Annotated in this window: 19 protein-coding genes and 1 pseudogene; 14 read left to right on the top strand and 6 right to left on the bottom strand. The window is 70.6% G+C overall.

Features of this window, described 5'->3' with window-relative positions; all coding sequences use genetic code 11:
• Positions 1-106: 106 nt before the first annotated feature.
• Together ACFPIJ_RS16280 and ACFPIJ_RS16275 are read left to right on the top strand one after the other, a co-directional pair.
• Positions 107-1,087, top strand: coding sequence for an Acg family FMN-binding oxidoreductase (locus ACFPIJ_RS16280; protein ID WP_380115813.1), 981 nt, complete (start codon positions 107-109; stop codon positions 1,085-1,087).
• A gap of 2 nt (positions 1,088-1,089) precedes the next feature.
• The gene (locus tag ACFPIJ_RS16275) at positions 1,090-2,049 is read left to right on the top strand and encodes an Acg family FMN-binding oxidoreductase (protein WP_380115811.1); all 960 of its coding nucleotides are present in this window, start codon (positions 1,090-1,092) and stop codon (positions 2,047-2,049) included.
• A gap of 38 nt (positions 2,050-2,087) precedes the next feature.
• On the opposite strand, the gene ppdK is transcribed toward ACFPIJ_RS16275, so the two are convergent.
• On the bottom strand, positions 2,088-4,760 hold the full coding sequence (ppdK, locus tag ACFPIJ_RS16270) for a pyruvate, phosphate dikinase (RefSeq protein WP_380115810.1): 2,673 nt from the start codon (positions 4,758-4,760) through the stop codon (positions 2,088-2,090).
• Positions 4,741-5,214: a CBS domain-containing protein gene (locus ACFPIJ_RS16265; protein ID WP_380115809.1), complete on the bottom strand. Its 474-nt coding sequence runs from the start codon at positions 5,212-5,214 to the stop codon at positions 4,741-4,743. Before ACFPIJ_RS16265 ends, ppdK begins: the two co-directional genes overlap by 20 nt.
• Before the next feature lie 197 nt (positions 5,215-5,411).
• Here ACFPIJ_RS16265 and ACFPIJ_RS16260 point away from each other — a divergent pair, with 197 nt between their 5' ends.
• The gene (locus ACFPIJ_RS16260; protein ID WP_380115808.1) at positions 5,412-6,107 is read left to right on the top strand and encodes a CBS domain-containing protein; all 696 of its coding nucleotides are present in this window, start codon (positions 5,412-5,414) and stop codon (positions 6,105-6,107) included.
• A 103-nt stretch (positions 6,108-6,210) separates the two neighbouring features.
• On the opposite strand, the gene ACFPIJ_RS16255 is transcribed toward ACFPIJ_RS16260, so the two are convergent.
• From ACFPIJ_RS16255 to ACFPIJ_RS16245, 3 genes are all read right to left on the bottom strand, one after another.
• Positions 6,211-8,769 (bottom strand): bifunctional acetate--CoA ligase family protein/GNAT family N-acetyltransferase, encoded by a 2,559-nt coding sequence (locus ACFPIJ_RS16255; RefSeq protein WP_380115807.1) that lies wholly within the window; start codon positions 8,767-8,769, stop codon positions 6,211-6,213.
• 89 nt (positions 8,770-8,858) lie between these two features.
• Positions 8,859-9,542 (bottom strand): CBS domain-containing protein, encoded by a 684-nt coding sequence (locus ACFPIJ_RS16250; RefSeq protein ID WP_380115805.1) that lies wholly within the window; start codon positions 9,540-9,542, stop codon positions 8,859-8,861.
• A gap of 89 nt (positions 9,543-9,631) precedes the next feature.
• Entirely contained in the window at positions 9,632-9,946 is a 315-nt protein-coding gene (locus ACFPIJ_RS16245; RefSeq protein ID WP_380115803.1) for a hypothetical protein, read from the bottom strand.
• A gap of 397 nt (positions 9,947-10,343) precedes the next feature.
• Here ACFPIJ_RS16245 and ACFPIJ_RS16240 point away from each other — a divergent pair, with 397 nt between their 5' ends.
• The 11 genes and pseudogenes from ACFPIJ_RS16240 to ACFPIJ_RS16190 form a co-directional block, all read left to right on the top strand.
• On the top strand, positions 10,344-10,889 hold the full coding sequence (locus tag ACFPIJ_RS16240; RefSeq protein WP_380115801.1) for a DoxX family membrane protein: 546 nt from the start codon (positions 10,344-10,346) through the stop codon (positions 10,887-10,889).
• 102 nt (positions 10,890-10,991) lie between these two features.
• Entirely contained in the window at positions 10,992-13,244 is a 2,253-nt protein-coding gene (gene pflB, locus ACFPIJ_RS16235) for a formate C-acetyltransferase (RefSeq protein WP_380115799.1), read from the top strand.
• Positions 13,241-14,053 (top strand): pyruvate formate-lyase-activating protein, encoded by an 813-nt coding sequence (gene pflA, locus ACFPIJ_RS16230; protein WP_380115798.1) that lies wholly within the window; start codon positions 13,241-13,243, stop codon positions 14,051-14,053. The genes pflB and pflA overlap by 4 nt, the downstream gene beginning before the upstream one ends.
• A gap of 21 nt (positions 14,054-14,074) precedes the next feature.
• Positions 14,075-14,548: a CoA-binding protein gene (locus tag ACFPIJ_RS16225; RefSeq protein WP_380115796.1), complete on the top strand. Its 474-nt coding sequence runs from the start codon at positions 14,075-14,077 to the stop codon at positions 14,546-14,548.
• A 13-nt stretch (positions 14,549-14,561) separates the two neighbouring features.
• The gene (locus ACFPIJ_RS16220) at positions 14,562-14,726 is read left to right on the top strand and encodes a hypothetical protein (RefSeq protein ID WP_380115794.1); all 165 of its coding nucleotides are present in this window, start codon (positions 14,562-14,564) and stop codon (positions 14,724-14,726) included.
• Positions 14,723-15,733 carry a zinc-dependent alcohol dehydrogenase gene (locus ACFPIJ_RS16215; protein WP_380115792.1) on the top strand — a complete coding sequence of 337 codons (1,011 nt, stop codon included), beginning with the start codon at positions 14,723-14,725 and terminating at the stop codon, positions 15,731-15,733. Before ACFPIJ_RS16220 ends, ACFPIJ_RS16215 begins: the two co-directional genes overlap by 4 nt.
• Before the next feature lie 929 nt (positions 15,734-16,662).
• A complete protein-coding gene (locus ACFPIJ_RS16210) occupies positions 16,663-18,777 on the top strand; it encodes a sigma-70 family RNA polymerase sigma factor (RefSeq protein WP_380115791.1) in 2,115 nt (704 codons plus the stop codon).
• A gap of 113 nt (positions 18,778-18,890) precedes the next feature.
• Entirely contained in the window at positions 18,891-19,166 is a 276-nt protein-coding gene (locus ACFPIJ_RS16205; protein WP_380115790.1) for a hypothetical protein, read from the top strand.
• A complete protein-coding gene (locus ACFPIJ_RS16200) occupies positions 19,163-20,611 on the top strand; it encodes a pectinesterase family protein (protein WP_380115789.1) in 1,449 nt (482 codons plus the stop codon). Before ACFPIJ_RS16205 ends, ACFPIJ_RS16200 begins: the two co-directional genes overlap by 4 nt.
• Positions 20,608-22,077 carry an RICIN domain-containing protein gene (locus tag ACFPIJ_RS16195; protein WP_380115788.1) on the top strand — a complete coding sequence of 490 codons (1,470 nt, stop codon included), beginning with the start codon at positions 20,608-20,610 and terminating at the stop codon, positions 22,075-22,077. The genes ACFPIJ_RS16200 and ACFPIJ_RS16195 overlap by 4 nt, the downstream gene beginning before the upstream one ends.
• Positions 22,078-22,079: 2 nt before the next feature.
• Positions 22,080-24,323: pseudogene (locus ACFPIJ_RS16190) on the top strand (rhamnogalacturonan lyase family protein); the annotation flags it as partial.
• Between the two features lie 376 nt (positions 24,324-24,699).
• Here the strand turns inward: ACFPIJ_RS16190 and ACFPIJ_RS16185 are convergent.
• Positions 24,700-25,542, bottom strand: a complete 843-nt coding sequence (locus ACFPIJ_RS16185; RefSeq protein WP_380115787.1) for an SDR family oxidoreductase — start codon at positions 25,540-25,542, stop codon at positions 24,700-24,702.
• Between the last annotated feature and the right edge of the window lie 123 nt (positions 25,543-25,665).

Genomic DNA, 25,665 nt, shown 5'->3' with positions numbered 1-25,665 from the left:
CGGCGCTCAGCGGGGCCATCGGTCCCACGAAGGTGTGACCATCGGCTCTGCTACCGGGTCCGCGTACAGGCGATCGTTGATGTGAGCCACTGATAGGGAGCCTGCCATGACACAGCACCTGCGAGCCGAGATCGACCAGGTCGCCGAGGCCTCGATCGCGGCACTGCGCGCACCGTCCATCCTGAACACCCAGCCGTGGCGGTGGCGGCTGGCCGGCAACCACGCCGAGCTGTGGGCCGACCGGTCCCGCCAGCTGGACGGTCTCGACCCTGACGGCAGGCTGCTGCTACTCAGTTGCGGCACCGCCCTGCACCACGCGACGGTCGCGCTGCTGGCCGCCGGCTTCGACGCCGACATCGCCAGGCTGACCGACCCCGCCCGGCCCGACCTGGTCGCCCGGGTCCGCCAGGGCAACCGGTGCACGGCGGACGATCTGCTGTACCGGGCGATCTATCAGCGACGTACCGACCGTCGCCCGTTCGGTGACGAGCGGCCCGTCGACGCGGTCCTCGACGAGCTGCGCGCCGCTGCTGAGCGGCACGGCGTCCACCTGCACGTGGTCCGCGCCGACCAGGTGACCGCGTTCGCCTCGGCGGTCGCGCACGCCGGCGACGTCGAACACGCCGACCCCCGCTTCCGCGAGGACCTGCTCGCCTGGACGACCCGGGCCCGCGAGGACCGCGACGGCGTCTCGGCCCGCAGCACTGTCACGCCCACGCACCGCACGATCGCCCCACGGGACTTCGACCTGGCCCGGCCTGCCGCTCTCGACGCCGGCACCGGCACCGACCGCGGCACCGTCTACGTCGTCTTCACCGTCGACGCCGAAGAGCCCGCAAACTGGGTCGCTGCGGGGGAGGCGCTGTCCGACGTCTGGCTCACCCTCACCGTCCGGGGGCTCGCCGCCTCGCCGATCAGCGAGGTCGTCGAGGTACTCCCGGTCCGTGTGGCGCTGCGCCGGCTGCTCGGCGGCGTGGGACACCCGGCGATCGCGATGCGGATCGGGACCCCCGTCGACGGCATCGAACCGGTTCCGGCGACCATCCGGCGCTCCGGCACCGACACCGTCGGCTCACCCGGACAGTAGGGATGACCACGGCAACTGTGGCGCTGGCCCGGGCGGCTGACACCGCCCGGCTGGCGCCGTCCGTGCACAACACCCAGCCGTGGCGGTGGGTCGTCCGAGGCGCCCGCCTGGAGCTGTACGCGGTGACCGGCCGGCAACTGCGCGAGCAGGACCCAGCCGGCCGGCTGATGCTCCTCAGCTGCGGCGCCGCCCTGCACCATGCCCGGGTCGCCCTGGACGCCGAGGGCTGGACGCACCGGGTCGAACGGCCCGCCGCCGAACCGCTCGCCGTCATCCACGCCGAAGCGGCAGGATCAGTGGACCCGCACGCGATGCATCGCCTGCAGCTGCTGCTGATCCGGCGGACCGACCGCCGGGTGGTCAGCGATGAGCCGGTCGCGCCGGATGTGCGGGAGGCGCTCGTGGACGCGGCCCGGCTGGGAGGAGCGCGCCTGCAGGTACTGAGCCGGGATCAGGTCCTGGAGCTCGCCGTCATGATCGAACACGCCGGTGACGCCCAGCGGCACGACGTACGGATGATCGCCGAGACCGCGACCTGGGTCGGCGGGGACCGCCCGGCCGGCACCGGGCTGCCCGACGCTGTGATCCCCGCCGAACTGCCGCTCACCACGGTCGCCGAACGCGACTTCGGAGTCAGCGGCACCCTGGAGGCCGGCGCCGGTCACGACAACGCCGCTGCCTACGCGGTGCTGTACGGCGACGGCGACGAGCCGGCCGACTGGCTGCGCGCCGGGGAAGCGTTGAGCGAGATCTGGCTCGCCGCGATCCATCGGGGGGCTGCGGTGCTGCCGCTGAGCAGCCCTGTCGAGCTGGACTTCACCCGGCAGGCACTGCGGCGGATACTCGGCGAGGTTGGCTACCCATACCTGGTGCTGCGGTTGGGTACCAGCGATCCCGACCACGCGGGCCCGGCGCACACGCCACGCCTACCGGGCGAGCAGGTCATCGAGATCGTGGACTGACCGCCCGGGACCTCCGTCCCGGGCGCGCGTCGGTCACGTCAGCGGGTGTCGGAGCCGGACGCAGCGACTGCGCTGCGTCCCGCCTCCAGCCGTGCGACCGGCACCCGGAACGGGGAGCACGACACGTAGTCCAGCCCGGCGTCGTGGAAGAAGTGGATGGACTCGGGGTCGCCGCCGTGTTCACCGCAGACGCCGATGTGCAGATCCGGGCGGGTGCGGCGGCCCTCGTCGACGGCGATGCGGACCAGCCGGCCGACGCCGTCGCGGTCGATCGACTCGAACGGTGAGACGCCGAAGATGCCGAGCTCCAGGTAGCGGGTGAAGAACGCCCCCTCGACGTCGTCGCGGGAGAAGCCCCAGCCCATCTGGGTGAGGTCGTTCGTGCCGAAGGAGAAGAAGTCCGCGGCGCGGGCGATCTCACCGGCGGTGAGCGCGGCACGTGGCACCTCGATCATGGTGCCGATCCTGGCGTCCACGCCGAGCGCACGCAGCAGCTGCAGCGCCTCCTCGCGGACGGCCTCGAGCTCCTGCACGGCACCGACGAGCGGCACCATGATCTCGGGGCGGACCGTGACACCCTGCTCCCGGCAGGCGAGGGTGGCCTCGGCGACGGCGCGGATCTGCATCGCGAACAGCCCGGGCACGACCAGACCGAGGCGGACCCCGCGCAGGCCGAGCATCGGGTTCTCCTCGTGCATGCGCTGGACCGCGTCCAGCAGCGCCCGGTCGTGGCCGTCCGGCTCGCCGCGTGACTCGGCGAGGGCGACCTTGACCGACAGTTCGGGAAGCGTCGGCAGGAATTCGTGCAGCGGCGGGTCGATCAGCCGGATCGTGACCGGCAGCCCGTTCATGGCCTGGAACAGATGCACGAAGTCCGCGCGTTGCAACGGCAGCAGGTCCGCCAGTGCGGCATCGCGTTCCGCGCCGGTGCGGGCGAGGATGAGCCGCTCGACGAGCGGTCGCCGTTCCCCCAGGAACATGTGCTCGGTGCGACACAGGCCGATGCCCTGCGCGCCGAAGCGGCGGGCGCGGGCGGCGTCGTCGAACGTGTCGGCGTTGGCCCGCACCGCGAGCCGCCGAACCTTGTCGGCGTGGCTGAGGAGCCGGTCGACGGCGGCGACGAGTGGGTCGGCGCCGGGAGAGAGGGCGCCTTCGAAGTAGCGCACGACCGGCGACGGCTGGACCGGGACCGCGCCGAGGAAGACGCTGCCGGTGGTGCCGTCGATGGAGACGATGTCGCCCTCGCGCACGACGTGTCCGCCGTCGATGGTGAATTGCCGGCGGTCGACGTCGACGTCGATGCCGTCGGCGCCGCACACGCACGTCTTGCCCATCCCGCGGGCGACGACGGCGGCGTGGGAGGTCTTGCCGCCGCGGCTGGTCAGGATGCCCTGCGCGGCGATCATGCCGGGCAGGTCGTCGGGGTTCGTCTCCCGGCGGACCAGGATCACCGCCGTCCCGCTTGCGGCGACCTCCGCGGCCTGCCGGGCGTCGAAGACCACCGCGCCGACCGCCGCGCCGGGCGACGCGGCGATGCCGGTGGCGATGCGTTCCGGCCGGCCGGCGAGGTCGAAGGCGGGGAACATCAGCTGCGCGAGCTGCGCCCCGGTCACCCGGGTCAGCGCCTCGTCGGCGTCGATGACGCCGTCGTCGATCAGTTGCGTGGCGATGACGAACGCCGCCGCCGCGGTCCGTTTGCCGACCCGGGTCTGCAGCATCCACAGCTTGCCGCGTTCGATGGTGAACTCGATGTCGCACAGGTCCCGGTAGTGCGTCTCGAGCTTCGCCATGATCGCCAGGAGTTCGTCATAGGAGCGCCGGTCGAGGCGGGCGAGGTCCTGCAGCGGCATGGTGTTGCGGATGCCGGCGACGACGTCCTCGCCCTGGGCGTTGGCGAGGTAGTCGCCGTAGACGCCGGGGGCGCCGGTGGCCGGGTCGCGGGTGAACGCCACGCCGGTGCCGGAGTCGGGGCCGAGGTTGCCGAAGACCATGGCGACGATGTTGACGGCGGTGCCGAGGTCGGCGGGGATGTGCTCCTGGCGGCGGTACAGCACGGCACGTTCGGCGTTCCAGGAGCTGAAGACGGCTCGGATCGACTGGTCGAGTTGGTCTCGCGGGTCCTGCGGGAACGATCGTCCGGTGTGTGCGGTGAAGATCTCCTTGTAGGTCGTGACGAGCGCCTGCAGGTCGCCGGCGTCCAGGCCGAGGTCGTCGGCGGTGCCCTTGGTCGCCTTCACCGCGTCCAGCGCGCGGTCGAACTGCTCGCCGGGGACGTCGCAGACGGTCTTGCCGAACATCTGGATCAGCCGCCGGTAGGAGTCCCAGGCGAACCGCTCGTCGCCGCCGGTCTGCGCGGCCAGGCCGATGACGGTCGTGTCGGTCAGCCCGACGTTGAGGATCGTCTCCATCATGCCCGGCATCGAGAACTTCGCACCGGAGCGCACGGAGACCAGCAACGGGTCGGCGGTGTCGCCGAGCCGCCGGCCCGCCTGCCGTTCCAGCCGCTCCAGATGCAGGTCGATTTCGTCGGCGAGGCCGAACGGTTCGTCGCCGGTGCGCAGGTACGCGCGGCACGCGTCAGTCGTGACTGTGAAGCCGGGCGGCACCGGCAACCCGAGATTCGCCATCTCGGCGAGGTTGCCACCCTTGCCGCCGAGCAGGTCCTTGAGTTCCTTGCTGCCCTCGGCGAAGTCATACACGTACTTGGTCACGGCCGGCCTCCTTCGGCGCGGTACGAACCGCTGGCGCCGGCTGGCACTGGCGGATGGTGAGAGTGCCCCGTACGACGCCCAGGTCGTCCACGACAAACGCCGCGTCGACACCGGCCGCGATGAGCGCTCGCGAGGCCCGGGCCACCGGCCACGTCTCGGGCACGGCGAGGGCGGCGGTCATGAGGTCACCGGCGACCGCCAGGCGTTGCCCGGCGCGGCGGCGACGGTGTCGGGGCGTGCCGGCGACGCGGGACCCGGCGGTGCAGCCGAACAGGTCCGGGTGATCAGCGGCTTCGACGGCACCGAGCAGACGGCCGAAGTCGTCGACGACGGCCACGATGGCGGCATCAACCGCCCAGCGACTGTCGACAACGTCGACAAGGTCCTGCAGGCAGGCACGTTCACCGATGGTGGCCGCTCCCGCGGTCATCCTGGTCGCCACGGTCAACGCCACAGCGCACCTCCAAGGGGTCCGTCTCGAAGCTATGCACCGCTGCTTGCCCGGGACAGGGCCGATGGACCTGGACGGGGGGGCCGGTCGAACGTCACCCGCAGAGGTGCCGTTGTGCCCTGCTGCGCATGTCCGTCGAGCCATACGGTCGGCTCAGGACAACGAGATGGAAGACATCAGCGTGACAAGGAGGCAATGCCATGGGCCGCTGGAACGTCACAGATGTGATGACGATCGGCGCGATATCGGTGCAGGAGGACACGCCGTTCAAGGAGATCGTCGACCTTCTGGACGCGCACGGTATCAATGCTGCCCCGGTCGTCGACGGATTCGACCGGGTCGTCGGCGTGGTGTCGTCGGCGGACCTGGTCCCGAAGATCGAGTTCGCCGGTGAAGACGACCATCTGCGGTTGTTCGAGCACCGGCATACCCGCCAGGCGCGCGGCAAGGCACACGCGACCGCTGCAGGTGAGCTGATGAACGCTCCGGCCATCACGGTCATGAGCACCACGTCCGTCGTCGCCGCCGCACGGATCATGGAGTCGGAAGCGCTCAAGCGGCTCCCGGTCGTCGACGACATGGGCCGGCTCATCGGCATGGTGACCCGCCGGGATCTGCTGAAGGTGTTCCTGCGCCCCGATGAGGAGATCCACCGGGAGATCGTCGCCGAGGCCATGGACGGGCTCGTCGGCGTCGACGGGTCGAAGCTGCGGGTTGAGGTCGACGACGGCATCGTCACCCTGCTGGGCGAGGTCGAGCGTGGCTCGTTCATCCCGGCCCTGGTTCGACAGGTCGAGCGCGTCGACGGGGTTGTCGACGTCGTCATTCAACTGTCGTTCGACCTGGACGACGCCAGTGACCAGTCGACGGGGTATCAGGCGCCCGTGATGTTCTGACACCAACCAGGTCGTGACCTGTCAGCGCGGTGCTCCGTCGCCGGCACCAGTATCGTGCCGTGAGGACTGGCGACGGTCGACGGGCCCGCGACTTCCAGGTGTGTCATGGGTTCGGCTCCCGGTTGGCGTCGATGCTCGGACGTTGCAGCAGGTCCCGCAGGTACGGATCCGGTTCGCTGCCGACCGCGGACAGCCTGAGCCGCACGTCGACGACCATGCACCCGGACTTTCCTGCCAGCACCGGTTCGAGCGCGAGTTCCGCGACCTCGGGGAGGTCCTCCGCGAGCCGCCCCAGCCGGAGCAGAAGATCTTCCAACGCTTCCGTGTCCGCGGCCGCGTCACCTCGATGGCTGGCCAGCAGCGACGCGCCGCGCAGCGACCGCCACATGGTCGCGGCGTCCCGGTCGGTGACCGGCAGGAGCCGCAGGACCGGGTCACCGCGCAACTCGGCGGGCCCGCCGAGGCCGACCGTCACCAGCGAACCGAACAACGGGTCGTGGGTGATCCCGGCGAACAGTTCGACACCAGGGGCGGCCATCCGCTGCACCACCACTGCCGGATCGTCCTCGCCGAGCGCCGCACCGATCAGGTGGCAGGCGTGCCGCACAGCCGCTTCATCGGCAAGACCGAGCTGGATCGCGCGGTCCGTACGCTGCCCGGGGTCGGCCGCCTTCAGTGCGACCGGATAGCCGAGGCTCGCGGCGACGGCGACGGCTGCGGCGGTGCCGTCGGCACGGTGGGCCTCGAGGACCGGTATGCCGTACGCCCGCAGCAGCTGCCGGGCGACACCTGCCGGCTGCCACCCGCCGCCGCGGAGCGCCCGACCGACGATCTCACGAGCGGCGGGTGCGTCAACGCCGGACAGTGCGGGACGCCCGCCGAGCGGTTCGCGTTGCCACGCGGCGTACCGCACCGCCCGGCCCAACGCATGCACGGCGGGCTCCGGCAGGCGGTACACGGGCACGCGGCGCCGGCCGAGCGCGGCGGGGGTGTCGGGGACACCGACCGCCACGACCGCGACCGGCAGGTCCGGGACCGCGTCGGCGGCCGCGGCCACCGCGCGCAGCGCCGCCGCGCCGTCGTTCGTGCGGGTCGCGACAAAGGTGACCACGAGCAGGTCCGCCTCGCCGGAATCGGCCGCCAGCCGGACCGCGCCGGCCATGGACTCCGCGGTGGCCGCGGTGCCGAGGTCGACCGGGTTGCCGTTGTCCTGCCCATCAGGCACCAGCCGTCTGAGCCGGTCGGTGGTCGCGGCACCGAACGCGGTCAGGGTGAGGCCGGCGGCTGCGGCGGTGTCGGCCGCCAGCACGTTGAGCCCGCGGGCGTTGCCGACGACCGCGAGCCGGCCGCCGACCGGCAGGGGCTGATCGACCAGGATCCTGGCCGTGTCGAGCAGTTCGCCGAGCGTGTCGGTGCGGATGACGCCCGCCTGCCGGAAGAGCGCGTCGACCGTGCCGTCGGCCGCCGCGTGCCGGCCGCTCTTCACGGCCAGCACCGGCTTGCGGCGGCCGATCGCCCGGGCGACCGTGGCGAACCGTCGTGGGTTGCCGAACGACTCGAGGTACAGCGCGACCGCTTGGGTGGCCGGGTCGTCGTGCCAGTACGCCAGCAGATCGTTACCGCTGACGTCGGCCTTGTCGCCGAGTGACACGAAACTGGACACGCCGACGCCGTCGTGGGCGGCGGCCTCCAGGATCGCCACGCCGATCGCCCCGGACTGTGACGCGACGGCGAGTCCACCGGCAGGGGGGAGCGTCGCGGCGAACGTTGCCGTGAGCCGCACCTTCGGGTCGGTGTTGAGCACACCGAGGCTGTCGGGGCCGACCAGCCGCATGCCGTGCCGTCGTGCCATGCGGACCAGGTCATTTCGTACGGTGTCGTCCAGGTCGGAGGTCAGGACGACCGCGGCGCGGACGCCGGCGGCGCAGCACTCGCGTAGCACGTCGGGCGCGGCTCTGCCGGGGACGGCGACGATCGCCAGGTCGATCGCCTCACCGACCAGCGCGACGGACGGCAGCGCGGGCAGGCCGCAGACGTCCCGGGCGCGAGGGTTGACCGCGAAGAGTTCGCCGTCGTACCCGCTGGCGATGAGCGCGGCGAGGACCTCGTGGCCGGCGCTGCCGGGTTGCCGGCCGGCGCCGATCACCACCACGGAGGCCGGCGCGAGCAGTGGCCTGAGCGACTGGTAAGCGGCGGTGCGGTCACGCTCGTCGACGGCCGCGAGCGCGGCCTCGTCAGGCAGCGTCGGGATCCGTACCCGGACGACACCAGGATCGCTGGACGTGCGTGGCACGCCGGGCGCGACGCCACGGCTGACGCGCAGCATCGCGCCGTTGCCGGCCAGGACGTCCCCGATGAGCTCCGTGACGCCCTGACGCCGGGCGGCCGCGGCCAGGTGTTCCAGCAGCAGGGTGCCGAGGCCTTCGCCGTGGTGCTCGTCGTGCACGAGGAGGGCGAAGTCCGCCTGGTCCGCGCCCACCCGTTCGTAGGAGCCGGCGGCGAGGACCTCGTCGCCGTGCAGGACGAGCAGCGCGAGGTGCTGCTCGTCCGCGGGCCTGGTCAGCCGTCGGACCTCCGCGTCGAGCCCGGCGCCGGCGCTGAAGAACCGTAGGTAACGGTTCTGCGCGGACATGCCCTCGTGCAACGCGAGCAGGGCGGGCATGTCCGATGTCGTGACGGGCCGGACCCGGACGACCCTGCCGTCCGCAGTCAGGCAGTCGGCCGGGGCCGCCGGCCTCGCCGGTCCGGCGTTCATCCGGACGCCGTACCGGCGAGGCCAGCGGCAACCACAGGCGCTGTGTCGATCGGTGAGCTGGTGTTGTCGAGGACTGTCACCACGCCGTCCACGGCGCCGGCGATCCTGACCGCCGTCAGCGCGTCACGACGGTGCTCTGCGCTGCCGGACAGGGTCACCACGCCGTCCTGGACCGCGGCGGTGATGCCCGCCCGCTCGAACCACAGACCGTGGACGAGCAACTCCTCCATGAGCTCACGTTCGATCGTCTCGTCGGATCGCAGAGCGCCACGCAACAGATCCCGGCGGGTGACGATCCCGACGAGGATCCCGGTAGCGTCGTCGAGCACCGGCAGCCGCTTCACCCGGTGCTGTTCCATCAGCGCGGCGGCGGTGCTCACGAGAGAGCCGGCGGTCACCGTGACCGGCGGTGCGGTCATCAGCTCTCCGGCGGTGTGGGCGTCCGCCTTGCGCCGTACTGCCGCGGGTTCGCCGGGCGATGGCACGGCATCGGCCGGATGCAATCTCGGCAGCAGGTCCGCCTCGGAGATGATGCCGATCACCCGGTCGTCGTCGCGGACGACCGGGACACCGCTCACGCCGAATTCGGTGATGACGTCGACGACGTGCTCGCAGGTGCAGTCGGCGGTCACGACGACCACCGACGGGTTCATGACATCTCGGACGCGTAGGTCGTTCATCGGTCTACCCCCTTCGCCGCCCACGATGCCCTGCGGCTGCCCCCGGCGTACGGGCCGAAGGACCCCTTCACGGCGGGTCCGTGGCACTATCAGGGCGGTTCGGGCGCGGTGAGCGGGTGCGACACGGCGTCCTGCGCTGCGATCGCTGCCATCGTCCGCTGGTATGCGGCCGGGTCGAGGCGTCCGGCGACCACCCGCCGGGCGACGGCGGCCTCGGCCAGCCCGAGCTGCTCATCGGCCGGGCGCTGCTGCTGCTCCGCCCGTCGTTGCGTGATCCGCCGGACGGCCAGCGCCGCGCGGGTCCCTGCGGCGTCGTCGGCGGCCCGGTAGACGGCCAGCACGGCCGCGGCTGCCAGGCCATACACCAGGACGACGACGGCGGTGACGATCAACATGTGCGCCATGGCTCAGCTCCGTGGAATCTAGGCGACAAGTGCGCTGCCGTACGTCACGACGACCACGAGTGCCGTCTGTGCGTGCGCCGCTGCGCCTCCGCCTGTGCGTCCCGGACCCGGCGAGGCGTCGTTCGTGCCTGTGTACCCATGCCGGCGGTCTCCAGTCGGTGTGAGCGCTGCCGTCAGCCTCCGTGCGCAAGGCGCGTCGGCGGATGGGGCGAAGGTCATCAATCCGCGTCCGTGCGGCCCTTCCCGCCCGGGACCTTCGGCGCTGTACCGACGACGCCGCAGGACCTTTGTCCCGCCGCTGGGGACCGGTCGACTCTGCTGGCGATCATCAATGAACGCGAGTCTGGTCACGTCAGCACATGAGGCCGATACCTCACCCCGAAGGGATGCGAGAACAATGGCCACCCTCGCCCACGGCGGCGCACGCACCGACACCACCACGACCGGCCCGAAGGCCGCGAACGCCAGCCGGTACGTCTTCGCCGGCGTGCGCATCGCGCTCGGCTGGGTCTTCCTGTGGGCGTTCCTCGACAAGCTGTTCGGGCTCGGCCACGAGACCGCCGAGAAGGCCGCCTGGATCAACGGCGGCAGCCCCACCAACGGGTTCCTCGGCCGCGCGGTTGCCGGCCCGTTCAAGGACTTCTACCACAGCTTCGCGGGTGCCGGCTGGGCGGACTGGCTGTTCATGCTCGGGCTGTTGGGCATCGGTGTCGCGCTGATCCTCGGCATCGGCATGCGGGTCGCGGCCGTCGCCGGGGCGCTGCTGCTCGTGCTCATGTGGACTGCGGTGCTGCCGCCGGAGAACAACCCGTTCATGGACGATCACCTGATCTACGCCGGCACCATCGTCGGGCTCGCGCTGACCCAGGCCGGCAACACGCTCGGCCTTGGGACGTGGTGGGGGAAGACAGCGCTGGTCAGCAGGGCGCCGTGGCTGAAGTGAACACCTGACAGGCATCCCAAGGCGGCAGGACTTCCGGCCCTGCCGCCGCCGGCCGTGCAGGGCGAGGCTTGAACCGCAGCAGGAACCATCGAGGAGGAACCGATGACCACCATCAGCGCCCCGGTCGAGGTCGCCGCCTGGCGCGGCTTCCACGGAGGCGCGTGGCGTGACCAGGTCGACGTGGCCGGGTTCGTCCGCGCCAACGTCCACCCGTACCACTGGGACGAAGGATTCCTGGCCGGTCCGACGCCGCGGACCACGCACGTGTGGGGGCTGCTGACCGCGATGTTCCCGCAGGAGCGGGAGCGTGGGATCTACGACGTCGACGCGCACACTCCGGCGTCGATCACCGCGCACGCGCCCGGGTACATCGATCGCGAGCACGAACTCATCGTCGGGCTGCAGACCGACGCGCCGCTGCGCCGGGCGATCATGCCGTTCGGCGGGTTGCGGATGGTGGAGAACGGGCTGCAGGCGTACGGGTACGAGCTCGACCCCGCCGTCAAGGAGGTCTTCACCCGGTACCGCAAGACCCACAACGCCGGGGTGTTCGACGCGTACACGCCGCAGATCCTCGCCGCGCGGAAGGCGGGCGTCATCACGGGTCTGCCGGATGCGTACGGGCGGGGCCGCATCATCGGCGACTACCGGCGGGTGCCGCTGTACGGGGTCGACTTCCTCATCACCGCGAAGCGCCTGGAAAAGGCCACTCTCGACACCTGCGCGGCGGTCGCCGACGTCATCCGCGACCGCGAGGAACTCGCCGAGCAGCTGCGGGCCCTGGAGGAGCTCAAGGCGATGGCCGCGGGCTACGGCTACGACATCTCCGGCCCGGCCCGCACCGCGCGGGAGGCCGTGCAGTGGCTGTACTTCGCGTACCTCGCCGCCACCAAGGAGCAGAACGGCGCCGCGATGTCGCTCGGGCGCACCTCGACGTTCCTGGACATCTACTTCGAACGCGACCTCGCCGAGGGCCGGCTCACCGAGTCCGGCGCGCAGGAACTCATCGACGACTTCGTCATGAAACTGCGCATCATCCGGTTCCTGCGCACGCCCGGGTACGACCAGCTGTTCTCCGGCGACCCGACCTGGGTCACCGAGTCGATCGGCGGGATGGGCGCCGACGGGCGGACCCTGGTGACGAAGACGTCGATGCGATACCTGCAGACGCTGTACAACCTGGGCCCGGCACCGGAACCGAACCTGACGGTGCTGTGGTCGCCGGCGCTGCCGGAGCCGTTCAAACGCTTCTGCGCGAAGGTGTCCCTCGATACCAGCGCCATCCAGTACGAGAACGACGACCTGCTGCGCCGCTACAGCGACGACGACACCGCGATCGCCTGCTGCGTCTCGGCGATGCGCGTCGGCAAGGACATGCAGTTCTTCGGCGCCCGGGTCAACGTCGCCAAGGCGCTGCTGTACGCCATCAACGGCGGCCGCGACGAGATGACCGGGGCCCAGGTCGCACCCGCGACCCCGCCGATCACCGGAGACGTCCTGGACTACGACGAGGTCCTCGCCGCGTTCGACCGGACCCTGGACTGGCTCGCCCGCACGTACGTGGAGGCGCTCAACATCATCCACTACATGCACGACAAGTACGCCTACGAGCGCCTCGAGATGGCGCTGCACGACTACCCGGTCCGCCGGTTCCTCGCCTGCGGCATCGCCGGACTCTCCGTCGCCGCCGACAGCCTCGCCGCGATCCGCTACGCCCACGTCGAGCCGATCCGCGACGCCACCGGCCTGGTCGTCGACTACGTCGTCGACGGCGACTACCCGGCCTACGGCAACGGCGACGACCGCGCCGACAGCATCGCCGTCTGGCTGGTCGAGGCATTCATGGACAAGGTCCGCGCCAACCCCACCTACCGCGACGCGATCCACACCCAGTCGGTGCTCACCATCACCTCCAACGTCGTCTACGGCAGGCACACCGGCAACACGCCGGACGGCCGCCGGGCCGGCGAGCCGTTCGCACCCGGCGCCAACCCGATGAACGGCCGCGACACCCACGGTATGGTCGCCTCGGCCCTGTCGGTGGCGAAACTGCCATACGCCGCGGCCCGCGACGGGATCTCCCTCACCAGCACCGTCACCCCCGACGGCCTCGGCCGCGCCGACACCGAACGGATCACCAACCTCGCCGGCATCCTCGACGCCTACACCGCCGCCGGCGGCTTCCACCTCAACATCAACGTACTGGACCGGGCGACCCTGCTCGACGCGATGGAACACCCGGAGCGGTACCCGCAGCTGACCATCCGTGTCTCCGGATACGCGGTCAACTTCGTCCGGCTGACCCCGGAGCAGCAGCGCGACGTGGTCAACCGCACCTTCCACGGCTCGACATGAGCCTCCCGATCGTCCCGTCAGCGGCCCCCCGCGACGGGACCACCCGGCCGGACGCCGCCGGTTCCCCCGATTGGTGGCGTCCGGTCCAGGGCCGGCTGCACTCCTGGGACGTCTCCACCGGTGTCGACGGGCCCGGCACCCGGTTCGTGGCGTTCCTCGCCGGCTGCCCGCTGCGCTGCCTGTACTGCCAGAACCCCGACACGTGGCACCTGCGTGACGGCACCTCGACCACCGCCGAGCAGGTCATCGGCCAGGTCCGCAACTTCGCCACGTTCGTGCAGACCACCGGCGGCGGCCTCACCGTCAGCGGTGGGGAACCGTTGCTGCAACCCGGGTTCACGCACGCGCTGTTCGCCGGTGCCAAGGAACTCGGCCTGCATACCGCCCTGGACACGTCCGGCGCGCTCGGCGCCCGCGCCACAGACGGCCTCCTCGACGTCACCGACCTGGTCCTGCTCGACATCAAGTCGTGGAACCCGGACCGGTACCGCCGCCTCACCGGCGCCGGGATCGGCCCGACACTGGACTTCGCCCGCCGCCTCGCCGACCGCGGAACTCCCGTCTGGGTCCGCTACGTGCTCGTCCCGGGCCTCACCGACAACCCGGCCGACGTCGCCGGCGTCGCCGGATTCGCGGCCGGTCTCGGCAACGTGGAACGCGTTGACGTCCTGCCCTTCCACCGCCTCGGTGCCGCCAAGTACGACCGGCTCGGCATCCCGTTCGCGCTGCGCGACACGGCCCCACCGGACGCCACTCTGCTGACCCGGGTCCGCGAGACGTTCGCTGCCGCCGGGCTCACCACCTACTGAACGACACTCAGGGAGGACGACATGCGCACCAAAGTGGCAGCATCGCAGTTCCTTGCCAGCAAACGCATCGCGGTGACCGGTGTGTCCCGCACACCGCAGGGTCACGGCAGCAACGTCGTGTACCGGCGGCTGAAGGAACGCGGCTACGACGTGTTCGCGATCAACCCGAACACCGACAAGGCCGAGGGCGACCGCTGCTACCCGAACCTCGGCGCAGTTCCCGGCGGCGTCGACGCCGTGGTCATCGGCACCCGACCGGAGACCGCCGAAGCGACGGTACGGGAGTGCGCCGACCTCGGCATCCGGCAGGTGTGGATGCACCGCTCCGTGGACGCCGGCAGCGTGTCCGCGACAGCCACCGCATACGGCCGCAGCCACGGCATGACCGTGATCGACGGCGGTTGCCCGCTGATGTACGACCCCGCCGCGGACCCCGGCCACAAGGTGATGCGCTGCGTGCTGGCGTGCACCGGCAGGATCCCCCGGAACGTGTGACGGGGAACCGGCGATGAGCAGGCGCGTCCGGATGTTCGGGGCCGCCCTCGTCCACCGGCTGGTCGACCTGTTCGTGATGGAACGCAAGTTGCTGCTCGGCATCAAGGAACGCGCCGGACGGCTCACACGGCAACACACCGAAAACGGGGGAGTGCAAGCACAGGAGGTACCGTCATGAAGGCCGCCGTCGTCACCGGATTCGACCAACCGTTGCGGATCGAGGAACTCCCGCGGCCCGTCCCCGCACCGGACCAGATGCTTGTGCGCATCACGGCGTCCGGGCTGTGCCACACCGACATCCACGCCGCGCACGGCGACTGGCCGGTGAAGCCCACACCACCGTTCATCCCCGGCCACGAGGGCGTCGGCGTGGTCGAAGCGGTCGGCAACGGTGTCGCCGGCGACTGGCTGGGCAAACGGGTCGCGATTCCCTGGCTCGCCGCCGCATGCGGGCGCTGCCGGTACTGCCTGACCGGCTGGGAGACGCTGTGCGAGCACCAGCTCAACAGCGGCTACTCCGTCAACGGCGCGTACGCCGAATACACGGCCGCCTACGAACGCGGCGTCGTCGAAGTGCCGGACGCTGTCTCCTCGCTGGATGCCGCACCGCTGACCTGTGCCGGGGTCACCACGTACAAGGCGATCAAGGTGGCACACGTGCGTCCCGCCGAACGGGTCGCCGTCTTCGGCGTCGGCGGCCTCGGCCACCTCGCGGTGCAGTACGCACGGCTCGTCGGCGGCCTCGTCACCGCCGTCGACGTCGAGCCGGAAAAGCTGGAACTGGCCCGCCGGCTCGGCGCGGACCACCTCGTCGATGCGCACGCCAGCAACCCCGTCGCGGAGATCCAGGCGATCGGCGGGGCGGACGTCGCGGTCGTGCTTGCCGCCAACGAGAAGCCGTTCGAGCAGGCGCTGCGGTCGCTGGCCCGGGGCGGCCGTCTCGTGTGCGTGGGCCTGCCCGCGGGCGGCAACATCCCCGTGCCCATCTTCGACACGGTGCTCGGTGGTAAGTCGATCATCGGCTCGATCGTCGGCACCCGCCAGGACCTCGCGGAGGTGTTCGCCCTGCACGCCGCCGGCCGGACCCGGGTCATCTCACAGACCCGCAAGCTCGACGAGGTCAACACCTGTTTCGACGAGATCCTGGCGGGCACGGTGCCGGCCCGGCTGGTGTTCGAGTTCTGAGGCCCTTCCCGGGACGGGCCGGATGACCCTGGCCCGTCCCGGCGCGGGCGGCGTAGGTCGGCGCAGGTCGGCACGACGGACTGACCGTCGGACGTAGGAGGTGGGAAAACCATGGTGGTCGGTGTCGAGCAACGACAGGTGGGTCCCGGCAGCGGCGGGCTTCCGGCTCTGTTCGGTGGATCTGGACGCACGGCCGACGGCGGTGGCGCATGGGCGGGTCCCGTCCGCCGAACTCGCATCGTGGCTCCCCGGGGCGCTCAGGCGGATCACCCATGAACTGCAACGCCAACGGGCGGCCATCGTCGAGGACCCGTTCGTCCGTCACCTGCGCACGGCAGCCGGCGTCAGGGTCGAGGCGGGTCTCCTGGTCCTCGAGCCGATCGAGACGCTGGCGGCGTCGTCGCATCCGGGCTGCCGGGCGGCCCGGCGATCATGGCGGTCGACGTGCTGCGTCACCACGAGTTCGAAGACGCCCGGACCGCACTTCGGACGTGGCTGTCCGCGAGGGGTTTCCGCCCGACCGGATCGAGCTGGGAACACCACCGGACAGGGTCCCGCAGGGACCCGACCCACGCGGTTGCCGACATCGTCGTGCCGTGTCGGTGGCGGTGACGAGTGCGGTCGGACCGCCGGTTGCGAAATCTGTTCCGCCAACTCACGTTCGATATTTGGGCTGGTGGCGGCGAGCACAAATCCCTCCAGCCCGTTCCAGCTCCAGGCCGTGACGGCATCACGGAGCGTGACTGTCGCAGAGGCCGCATCGAGTAGATGCCGCAGCGATGGGGGCGATAACAAGAATTGCGAACCAGTTTCGGCCCGTGTTTCCGGAGCTTTACACGCCTGTTCGGTTGTGCCAACATTCGGCTCGGCCAGGAGCGGCGGGTGGTTGCGGCCGCCGGGCGCCGAGGGTGCTGGTGAAGGGAACAGTGGTGACACAGGGTGAGGCCGTACCGGTGCAGGACACGACCTCGCTTGTGCAGGCCGCGCAGCGCGGCGACGACCGGGCCCTTGACGCGCTCGTCTCGGCGCATCTGCCGCTGGTGTACAACGTCACCGGGCGGGCCCTGCGCCGGCACGCCGACGTCGACGACGTCGTCCAGGAGACGATGATCCAGGTCGTCCGGGGGCTGCCGGGGCTGCGGGAGCCCGACCGGTTCCGGTCCTGGGTCGTGGCGATCGCCTACCGGCAGGTGCAGATGCACCTCCGCGGCGCGACCCGACGGCATCTGCCCGCGCGGGAGGTGCCGGAGGAGCTGCCCGACCCCGGGGGTGACGTCGAGGAGCGCAGCCTCACCGGGCTCATGCTCACCGGGCAGCGCAAGGAGCTGTCCGAGGCGACGCAGTGGCTCGACGACGCCGACCGGCACCTGCTCGCGCTGTGGTGGCAGGAGGTGACGGGGGAGCTGACCCGGGCCGAGCTGGCCGCGGCCGTGGGAATCAAGGCGACGCATGTCGCTGTGCGGGTGCAGCGGATGCGGGCCCAGCTCGACGGCGCCCGCGGTCTCGTCCGCGCCCTGCATGCCACGCCGCGATGCCCCGACCTGGCGGAGGTCCTCACGGCGTGGGACGGCGCGACCGACGCGCTCTGGCGCAAGCGGCTCACCCGGCACGTGCGCGGATGCCCGCGCTGTTCGGAGCTCTCGGCCGACCTGCTGGCGCCGGAGAAGCTGCTGCCGGGCATCGCCGCGCTGCCGCTGCCGCTGCTGTTCCCGGTCAAAGGCGTGCTCGCGAACCTGCAGCACTTCGTGCAGACGAAGGCGGCCGCGATTGCCGCCGTCGTCGTCGTGGCCGGCGGCGGGCTGGCGTTCGCGGTGTACGAGACACCGCTGACCGGTGAGGACCGCCCGGCCGACGTCGCCGCGCCGCGGGCCACCGGGGGAGGGGTCGCCCCCGACCCGCCGGGCGCCGCCGGGTCCGCGGCCCCGGGCGGCCAGGCGGGGCCTTCGAGCACCTCCGGCCTCGTCGGGGCCGAGTACTTCGTCGCCCCGGACGGCAACGACGGCGGCGACGGCAGCATCGGGCACCCGTTCGCGACGATCAACAAGGCCGCGTCGGTCGTGCAGCCGGGCCAGACGATCGCGCTGCGCGGCGGAACCTACCGGCTGGGCGCACCCGTCGTGTTGGACACCAACGGCACCGAGACGCACCGGATCACGCTCAGCGCGTTCCAGGACGAGAGGCCGGTCATCGACGCGAGCCGGATCCCGGCCGGCAAGTGGGCGTTCACGCAGCACGGCAGCTACTGGACCGTGCAGGGCCTGGAGGTCAAGAACTCCCTCAGCCACGCGTACGTGTGCGTGTCGTGCCGGCAGAACGTGTTCCGGCGCCTGTCCATGCACGACAACGTCGAGTCCGGGCTGACCCTGCGGGGCGAGGGCACGACCGGCAACCAGGTGCTCGACAGCGACTTCTTCGGCAATCACAACCCCGCCGACCAGGGTTCGTCCGGCATCGGCCTGGGCATCAAGTTCGGCTCCGGCGCGGACAACATCGTCCGCGGCTGCCGCGCGTTCAACAACGCCGACGACGGCTTCGACTTCGGCGACTTCGCCAGCCCGATCGACATCCAGCACAATTGGGCCTTCGGCAACGGCGTCAACCGCTGGAACGTGGCCGGCTGGAAGAGCAACGGCAACGGCTTCACGTTCGGCGGCGGCAGCCCACCCGCCGCGGCGAGCCACAGCGTGCGGCACAACGCGGCCTGGGGCAACATCCACAACGGCTTCGCCGACGGGGGGAATCCGGCCGAGCTGCGGCTGTCCAACAACACCGCCTACCGCAACGGCGCCACCGGCTTCGGCCTGCCCACCACCCCGGCGACGCTGCGCTCCAACGTGGCGATCGGCAACGATGACTCCGCCAGCCTGAGCGTTGGCGCCCACACCAGCCGCAACACCTGGGACGAGGGCACCTGGGACGCGACGATGTTCCGGTCCACCGACGCCACCGCCGCGCAGGGTCCGCGCCGCGCGGACGGCACCCTGCCGGCGACGGACTACCTGACCACGGGCAACGGCATGGGCGCGTCGATGTCCGAGTCGTGAAACTTTCACCGGTACCTCAGCGCTTTCACCAAAGTATTCCGAGTTCTCGTTATCCAGCGGAGTCCTCGTCATCTACGGGAGTGGTTCAGCCCCCGTTGTGAAAGAGGACTGTCATGTCCCCACCCCGCACCATCACCGCGGCCGCCGTCACGGCCGCGACATCCGCCGCCGTCACGGCCGCATCCGTCAGGCCGTCGGTAGCGGCCGCGACGCCGGCCGGCGGCAGCGTGCACACCCTGGCCGCCGGTGTGTCGTCGGCCAGGAGCGCCCCGCCTGGCCGCCCGTGGCGGCAGGACGCGCAGGTGTTGTACCGCGAGTCGAACGTCCGCATCACGGTGAAGACGCCGCAGCTGTCTCTGGCCGGCTCCGAAGGATGGAATCCCCTGTGAACACACGCAGAACGCTCGCCTTCGCCCTGGCCGCCGCCGCCGTGCCGGTGACCGTGCTGACCGTGGCCGTCTGGCCGTCGCAGGCGGCCACCGCACCGGTCGGCGGCGGGGTGTACACCCTGGCCTCCGGCGCGTCCGGGAAGTGCGTCGACGTCGTGGGTGCGTCGTTGGACAACAGTGCGCTGCTGGTGCAGGTCGCCTGCGACGCGACGGCCACACACATGCAGTGGAAGGCGGTGGCCCAGGCGAACAGCCAGTTCAACCTGGCCAACGGCAACAGCGGCCGGTGCATCGACGTACCGTCCGCGTCCACCACGCCCGGCACGCAGCTGCAGCAGTACGGTTGCGGCAACGGCACGAAGGTCAACCAGCTGTGGACGTTCACCGCGTCCAGCGCCGCGTCCGGCAAGTATCTGGTGAAGTCGGTCGCCACCGGCCTGTGCATCAGTGACAAGGACGGTTCGACGGCGGGCAACAACCCGATCGTCGAGGAGACCTGCTCCGACGTCTCCCGGATGCAGTTCTCGTTCAACTACGTCACCGGCGCCACCTCGGGGCCGAGCACCGGCACCGGGACCAGACCGACGGTGGCCGCCGACGGCTCCGGCACCTACAGGACGGTGCAGGCCGCGATCGACGCGGTGCCGGCGAACAACACCAGCCGGCGGGTCATCACCATCAAGGCCGGCACCTACCGCGAGATCGTGACCATCCCGGCCAACAAGCCCTTCATCACGCTGCAGGGCCTGGGCTCCGGGCCGAGCAACACGGTCATCGTGAACAACCACAGCTCGGCCGGCGGCTACGGCACCGCGGGCAGCGCGACCGTGTTCATCAACGGCCACGACTTCATCGCCCAGAACCTCACCATGTCCAACGACTACGGCGAGGGCAGCCAGGCGGTCGCGGCCAGCCTGAACGCCGACCGGGCCGTCTACAACAACGTCCGGTTCCTCGGCAACCAGGACACGATGCTCGTCTACCACTACCGCTCCTACATCGTGAACTCCTACGTCGAGGGCACCGTCGACTTCATCTTCGGCGGCGGCACCGCAGTGTTCAGCAACAGCTCGATCCACGAGCGGCGCACCTCCGGCGGGCCGATCACCGCCGCCAACACCGACGCCGGGCAGACCTACGGCCTGCTCTTCTACAGGTGCACCATCACCGGCGCGGTCAACAACACCACGCAGCTGGGGCGCCCGTGGGGCGCGGCCGGACAGGTCCTTTACCGGGAGTCCAGCCTCAGCGCGACGATCAGGACGTCCCAGCCGTGGATCGACATGTCGGCCAACTCGTGGAAGAACGCCCGGTTCTCCGAGTACAGGAACACCGGCGCCGGCGCCGGGACCAACAGCAACCGGCCGCAGCTCAGTGACGCGCAGGCCGCCAACTACACGCCGCAGAAGTATCTGGCCGGCACGGACGGATGGAACCCGCTGTGAACACTCGCAGGAAGCTCGCCATCGCACTGGCCGCGGCCACGGTCCCGGTGACCGTGCTGACGGTCGCCGTGTGGCCGTCGGAGGCGGCCACCGCCCCGGTCGCCGGCGGCGTCTACACCCTCGCGTCCGGCGCGTCCGGCAAGTGCGTCGACGTCACCGGCGCGTCGCCGGACAACAGCGCGCTGCTCGTCCAGGTCGCCTGCAACACGGCCGCGAAGGACCAGCAGTGGACCGCGGTCGACCGCTCCGGCGGCCGGTTCAACCTGGCGAACGTGAACAGCGGCCGGTGCGTCGACGTGCCGGGCTCGTCGACGACGTCCGGCACCCAGCTGCAGCAGTACGGCTGCGGCGACGGCACGAAGGCCAACCAGCTGTGGACGTTCACCGCGTCCAGCGCGGCCGCCGGCAAGTATCTGGTGAAGTCGGTCGCCACCGGGCTGTGCATCAGTGACAAGGACGGTTCGACGGCGGGCAACAACCCGATCGTCGAGGAGACCTGCTCCGACGTCGCCCGGATGCAGTTCGCCTTCAACTCCGTCAGCGGGTCGACGTCCGGTCCGACGACGGGAACCGGCGGACGGACCTGGTCGAACACCGCGGACGGTTTCGCGCAAGGGACCACGGGCGGCGCCGGCGGGACCACCGTCACCGTGACCACCTACGCGGATCTGCTGAAGTACGCCACGAACAGCGCGGCCTACGTCATCCGGGTCAACACCACGATCACGTATCCGACGTACGGGTACGAGATCCCGGTCGCTTCGAACAAGACCATCATCGGCGTCGGCCGGAACGGCAGGATCAAGGCCGGTGGCTTCTTCCTCGGCTCCGGCGTCCACAACGTCATCATCCGGAACCTGACGATCGGGGACACGGCGGTCGCCTCCGACGACCCAGACGACAAGGACTTCGACTACGACGGCATCCAGATGGACACCGCCGACCACGTGTGGATCGACCACAATACGTTCACGAACATCAACGACGGCTACATCGACTCGCGCAAGGACACCACGTTCGTCACCGCGTCGTGGAACGTGATGGGCAACCACAACAAGACGTTCGGCATCGGCTGGACCGACAACGTCACCGCCCGGATGACCATCCACCACAACTGGATCCACGACACCAACCAGCGCAACCCCAGCGCCGACAACCTGGCCTACGCGCACCTGTACAACAACTACCTGGCGAACATCTCCAGCTACGGCAACTACAGCCGCGGCTCGACCAGGATGGTGCTGGAGAACAGCTACTTCGACCACGTCACCAACCCGTACTACCCGGACAGCACCGCGCAGCTGAAGCAGTCCGGCTCGATCGTGGTCAACAGCAGCGGCCGCAAGGAGACGTCGGGTTCGGCGTTCGACCCGCACAGTTTCTACTCCTACACGCTCGACCCGGCGGCCGACGTGCCGAACCTGGTCAAGACCTACGCCGGCCCCCAGCCGAACATCGGAGTCTGACGATGAACACGTGGAGAGCGGCGGGAATCGCCGCAGCGGTCGCCCTGCCCGGTGTGGTCCTCGCGGTGTCGATCTGGCCGTCGCAGGCGGCGACGGCACCGGTCGGCAACGGCGTGTACACCCTCGCGTCCGGTGCCAGCGGCAAGTGCGTCGACGTGGTGGGCGGCTCGCTGGACAACAGCGCGCTGCTGGTCCAGGTGGCCTGCGATGCGGCCGCGACGCACATGCAGTGGAAGGCGGTCGCGCAGGCCTCGTCGCAGTTCAATCTGGCGAACGTGAACAGCGGCCGGTGCATCGACGTGCCGAGCGGGTCCACGACGTCCGGGACGCAGCTGCAGCAGTACGGCTGCGGCGACGGGACAAAGGTCAACCAGCTGTGGACGTTCACCGCCTCCGGCGCCGCGGCCGGGAAGTATCTGGTGAAGTCCGCCGCGAGCGGTCTGTGCCTCAGCGACAAGGACGGCTCGACCGCCGGGAACAACCCGATCGTCGAGGAGACCTGCTCCGACGTTGCTCGGATGCAGTGGAACTTCACCTACGTGAGCGGCGCAACCTCCGGCCCTACGACGCCGTCGGGGACGGGGCGCCAGGCCGAGAAACTCAACCGGGGACTCGTCAGCGTCCGATCCGGCAGTGGCAACTACGTGTCGTGGCGGCTGCTCGGGACGGACCCGTCCGGCGTGGCGTTCAACCTCTACCGGGCCGGGACCAAGGTCAACGCGAGCCCGATCACGAACTCCACCAACTACTACGACGCCGGCGCCGCCGCCGGTGCCGCCTACACCGTGCGACCCGTCGTCGGCGGCACGGAACAGAGCAACTCGGAGGCGGCGTTCCAGGTCGGCAGCAACGGATACTTCGACATCCCCATCACGGCCCCGGCCGGCGGCACGACACCCGACGGCGTCGCCTACACCTACACGGCCAACGACGCCTCCGTCGGTGACCTGGACGGCGACGGGCAGTACGAGGTCGTGCTCAAGTGGGACCCGACCAACTCGAAGGACAACTCGCAGTCCGGGTACACCGGCAACGTCTTCATCGACGCGTACCGGCTGGGCGGCACCCGGCTGTGGCGCATCGACCTGGGCCGCAACATCCGGGCCGGCGCGCACTACACCCAGTTCCAGGTGTACGACTACGACGGTGACGGCAAGGCCGAGATCGCGATGAAGACGTCCGACGGTACCAAGGACGGCACCGGCGTGGTCATCGGCAGCTCCTCCGCCGACTACCGCAACTCCTCCGGCTACGTGCTGTCCGGGCCGGAGTACCTCACCATGTTCAACGGCCAGACCGGTAGGGCGATGTCCACGGTCAACTACGACGTGCCGCGCGGGACGGTCTCCAGCTGGGGCGACTCCTACGGCAACCGCGTCGACCGGTTCCTGGCCGGCACCGCCTACCTGGACGGGCAGCGCCCTTCGCTGATCGAGTCGCGGGGCTACTACACCCGGACCGTCATCACCGCCTGGGACTTCCGCAACGGTGCCCTGACCGAGCGCTGGAAGTTCGACTCCAACAGCGCCGGCAGCCAGTACACCGGCCAGGGTAATCACCAGCTCGCCATCGCCGACCTCGACCAGGACGGCAAGGACGAGATCGCGTTCGGCGCCATGGCCGTCAACGACAACGGCACCGCCATGTGGAACACCAAGCAGGGTCACGGCGACGCCTACGACGTCGGCGACCTCGACCCGAGCCACGCGGGCCTCGAGGTGTTCAAGGTCGACGAGAACACCGGCTCGAAGGCCGGCTGGATGGCCGACGGCAGGACCGGTTCGCTGCTGTGGTCCTGGCCGACCTGCGGCTGCGACAACGGCCGCGGCCGATCCGACGATGTCTACGCCGGCAGCGCCGGGGCCGAGTCGTGGAGCACCGGCACCTCGGGCCTGTACAACACCAAGGGCGTGCAGATCAGCACCCGCCGCCCGGCCGCGGTGAACTTCGTGGTCTGGTGGGACGCCGACCCGGTGCGGGAACTCCTCGACGCCACGCACATCGACAAGTACGGCACCAGCGGCGACACCCGCCTGCTCACCGCGAGCGGCGTGCACTCCAACAACAGCACCAAATCCACCCCGTCGCTGACCGCCGACCTGTTCGGCGACTGGCGCGAGGAGGTCATCTGGCCCACGTCGGACGACAAGGCCCTGCGGGTCTACGTCAGCACCGCGGTCACCGACCGGCGGCTCGTGACGCTGATGCACGACATCCAGTACCGCGAGGGTGTGGCCTGGCAGAACACGGCATACAACCAGCCACCGCACCCGAGCTTCTTCCTCGGTGACGGCATGGCACGCCACCCGCCCCGAAGATCTACACCCCGTGATGACAGGGGCCGGCGGGCGGGCCGGCTGGCACCCCCGCTCGCCGGCCCCTGCTCCGGGGACCACGCTGCGGGGCGGCAGCGGCGACCGTCATCGCCGGTATCGCTGGAACCATGCTGCCGGAGCAGGCCGCCGAGGTGGTCGGCGATCCGGCTGCCGAGGGCTTCGCCCGGACTGCGACGGCGCAGACCGCGACCGTGGAAGACGACGGCTTCGCCGGGATGCTCACACGCCTCGGCCTGGTGCCGGACAACCACTCCGCCCTGTCACCCCCGACTCGTGGCGGTGCTGCTCAGGCGCCGGTGTGGGCGAGCGAGGACGACAGTTCCCGGTAGGCGTCGGCCTGGGCGAGCAGGGTCTTCGCCTTCTGCTCGAGAGCCGCCACCGCGTCGGCGCCGGCCGCCCAGCGCACCGGCAGGTCGTCGGACCCGACGAGCTGGATCAACGCGCCCGCGAGCCTCGCGGGGTCGCCGCCCTGCCGACCGTTCATGCCGCTCCACATGGTGACGGTCTGCTTGGTGCGTTCGATGTAGTCGTCGATCGTCGGCTCGGCGTAGCGCGTCGACTCGGCGCTGAGCAGTTCGGTGCGGAAGAAGCCGGGCTCGACGAGCATCGTGCGGATCCCGAACGGCGCGACCTCCGGCGCGAGGGACTCCATCCAGCCTTCGAGGCCGAACTTCGCCGCCGCGTACGCCGACGTGAACTCCGCGCCGACGAAACCGGCCACCGACGAGATCGACACGACCAGCCCGGAACGCTGGGCGCGCATGACCGGCAGGACCGCACGGGTGACGTTCAGCGGACCGAACAGGTTCGTCTCGACCTGGGCCCGGAAGTCCTCGTCGGTGAGCTCCTCGAAGAACCCGGCGTAGAAGTTGCCGGCGTTGTTCACCAGCACGTCGACGTGGCCGAACCGGTCCACGGCGGCGCGCACTGCGGCCTGGGCGCTCGCGGGGTCGGTCACGTCGAGCCGGACCGTGAGCAGGTCGCCGGCGTCGCCGACCGCCTGGGACACCTTCTGCGGGTCACGGCCGGTCGCGACGACCGCGTACCCGGCGGCGAGCGCCGCCTTGGCGATGTCCATGCCCATGCCGCGGGCGGCGCCGGTGATCAGTAGAACCTTCTGCTCAGCCATGATCTTGTCCTTCGTCGAGTGGACCACCGAGGCTGTGGCCGGGTGGATGCCTTCCAGGCAACCCGTTCCCGCGGACGCGGAGAAGTCACTGCCGGAGGGTGTACCGGCAGCCCACCTCTCCCG

Origin of the sequence: Dactylosporangium cerinum (genome assembly GCF_042653625.1) — a bacterium.
Lineage (GTDB): Bacteria > Actinomycetota > Actinomycetes > Mycobacteriales > Micromonosporaceae > Dactylosporangium > Dactylosporangium cerinum.
Note: the sequence above shows the minus strand (reverse complement) of the source record. Positions and strands in the feature narration are given on the sequence as shown.

What these genes read in the sequence shown, in the direction of transcription:
- ACFPIJ_RS16225 (WP_380115796.1), top strand. Translation starts at nt 14,075, where the DNA reads ATGCGCACCAAAGTGGCAGCATCGCAGTTCCTTGCCAGCAAACGCATC.
- ACFPIJ_RS16245 (WP_380115803.1), bottom strand. Translation starts at nt 9,946, where the DNA reads ATGGCGCACATGTTGATCGTCACCGCCGTCGTCGTCCTGGTGTATGGC.
- ACFPIJ_RS16260 (WP_380115808.1), top strand. Translation starts at nt 5,412, where the DNA reads ATGGGCCGCTGGAACGTCACAGATGTGATGACGATCGGCGCGATATCG.
- ACFPIJ_RS16185 (WP_380115787.1), bottom strand. Translation starts at nt 25,542, where the DNA reads ATGGCTGAGCAGAAGGTTCTACTGATCACCGGCGCCGCCCGCGGCATG.
- ACFPIJ_RS16280 (WP_380115813.1), top strand. Translation starts at nt 107, where the DNA reads ATGACACAGCACCTGCGAGCCGAGATCGACCAGGTCGCCGAGGCCTCG.
- ACFPIJ_RS16205 (WP_380115790.1), top strand. Translation starts at nt 18,891, where the DNA reads ATGTCCCCACCCCGCACCATCACCGCGGCCGCCGTCACGGCCGCGACA.
- ACFPIJ_RS16220 (WP_380115794.1), top strand. Translation starts at nt 14,562, where the DNA reads ATGAGCAGGCGCGTCCGGATGTTCGGGGCCGCCCTCGTCCACCGGCTG.
- ACFPIJ_RS16240 (WP_380115801.1), top strand. Translation starts at nt 10,344, where the DNA reads ATGGCCACCCTCGCCCACGGCGGCGCACGCACCGACACCACCACGACC.
- pflA (WP_380115798.1), top strand. Translation starts at nt 13,241, where the DNA reads ATGAGCCTCCCGATCGTCCCGTCAGCGGCCCCCCGCGACGGGACCACC.
- ACFPIJ_RS16255 (WP_380115807.1), bottom strand. Translation starts at nt 8,769, where the DNA reads ATGCCCGCCCTGCTCGCGTTGCACGAGGGCATGTCCGCGCAGAACCGT.
- ACFPIJ_RS16250 (WP_380115805.1), bottom strand. Translation starts at nt 9,542, where the DNA reads ATGAACGACCTACGCGTCCGAGATGTCATGAACCCGTCGGTGGTCGTC.
- ACFPIJ_RS16215 (WP_380115792.1), top strand. Translation starts at nt 14,723, where the DNA reads ATGAAGGCCGCCGTCGTCACCGGATTCGACCAACCGTTGCGGATCGAG.
- ACFPIJ_RS16275 (WP_380115811.1), top strand. Translation starts at nt 1,090, where the DNA reads ATGACCACGGCAACTGTGGCGCTGGCCCGGGCGGCTGACACCGCCCGG.
- pflB (WP_380115799.1), top strand. Translation starts at nt 10,992, where the DNA reads ATGACCACCATCAGCGCCCCGGTCGAGGTCGCCGCCTGGCGCGGCTTC.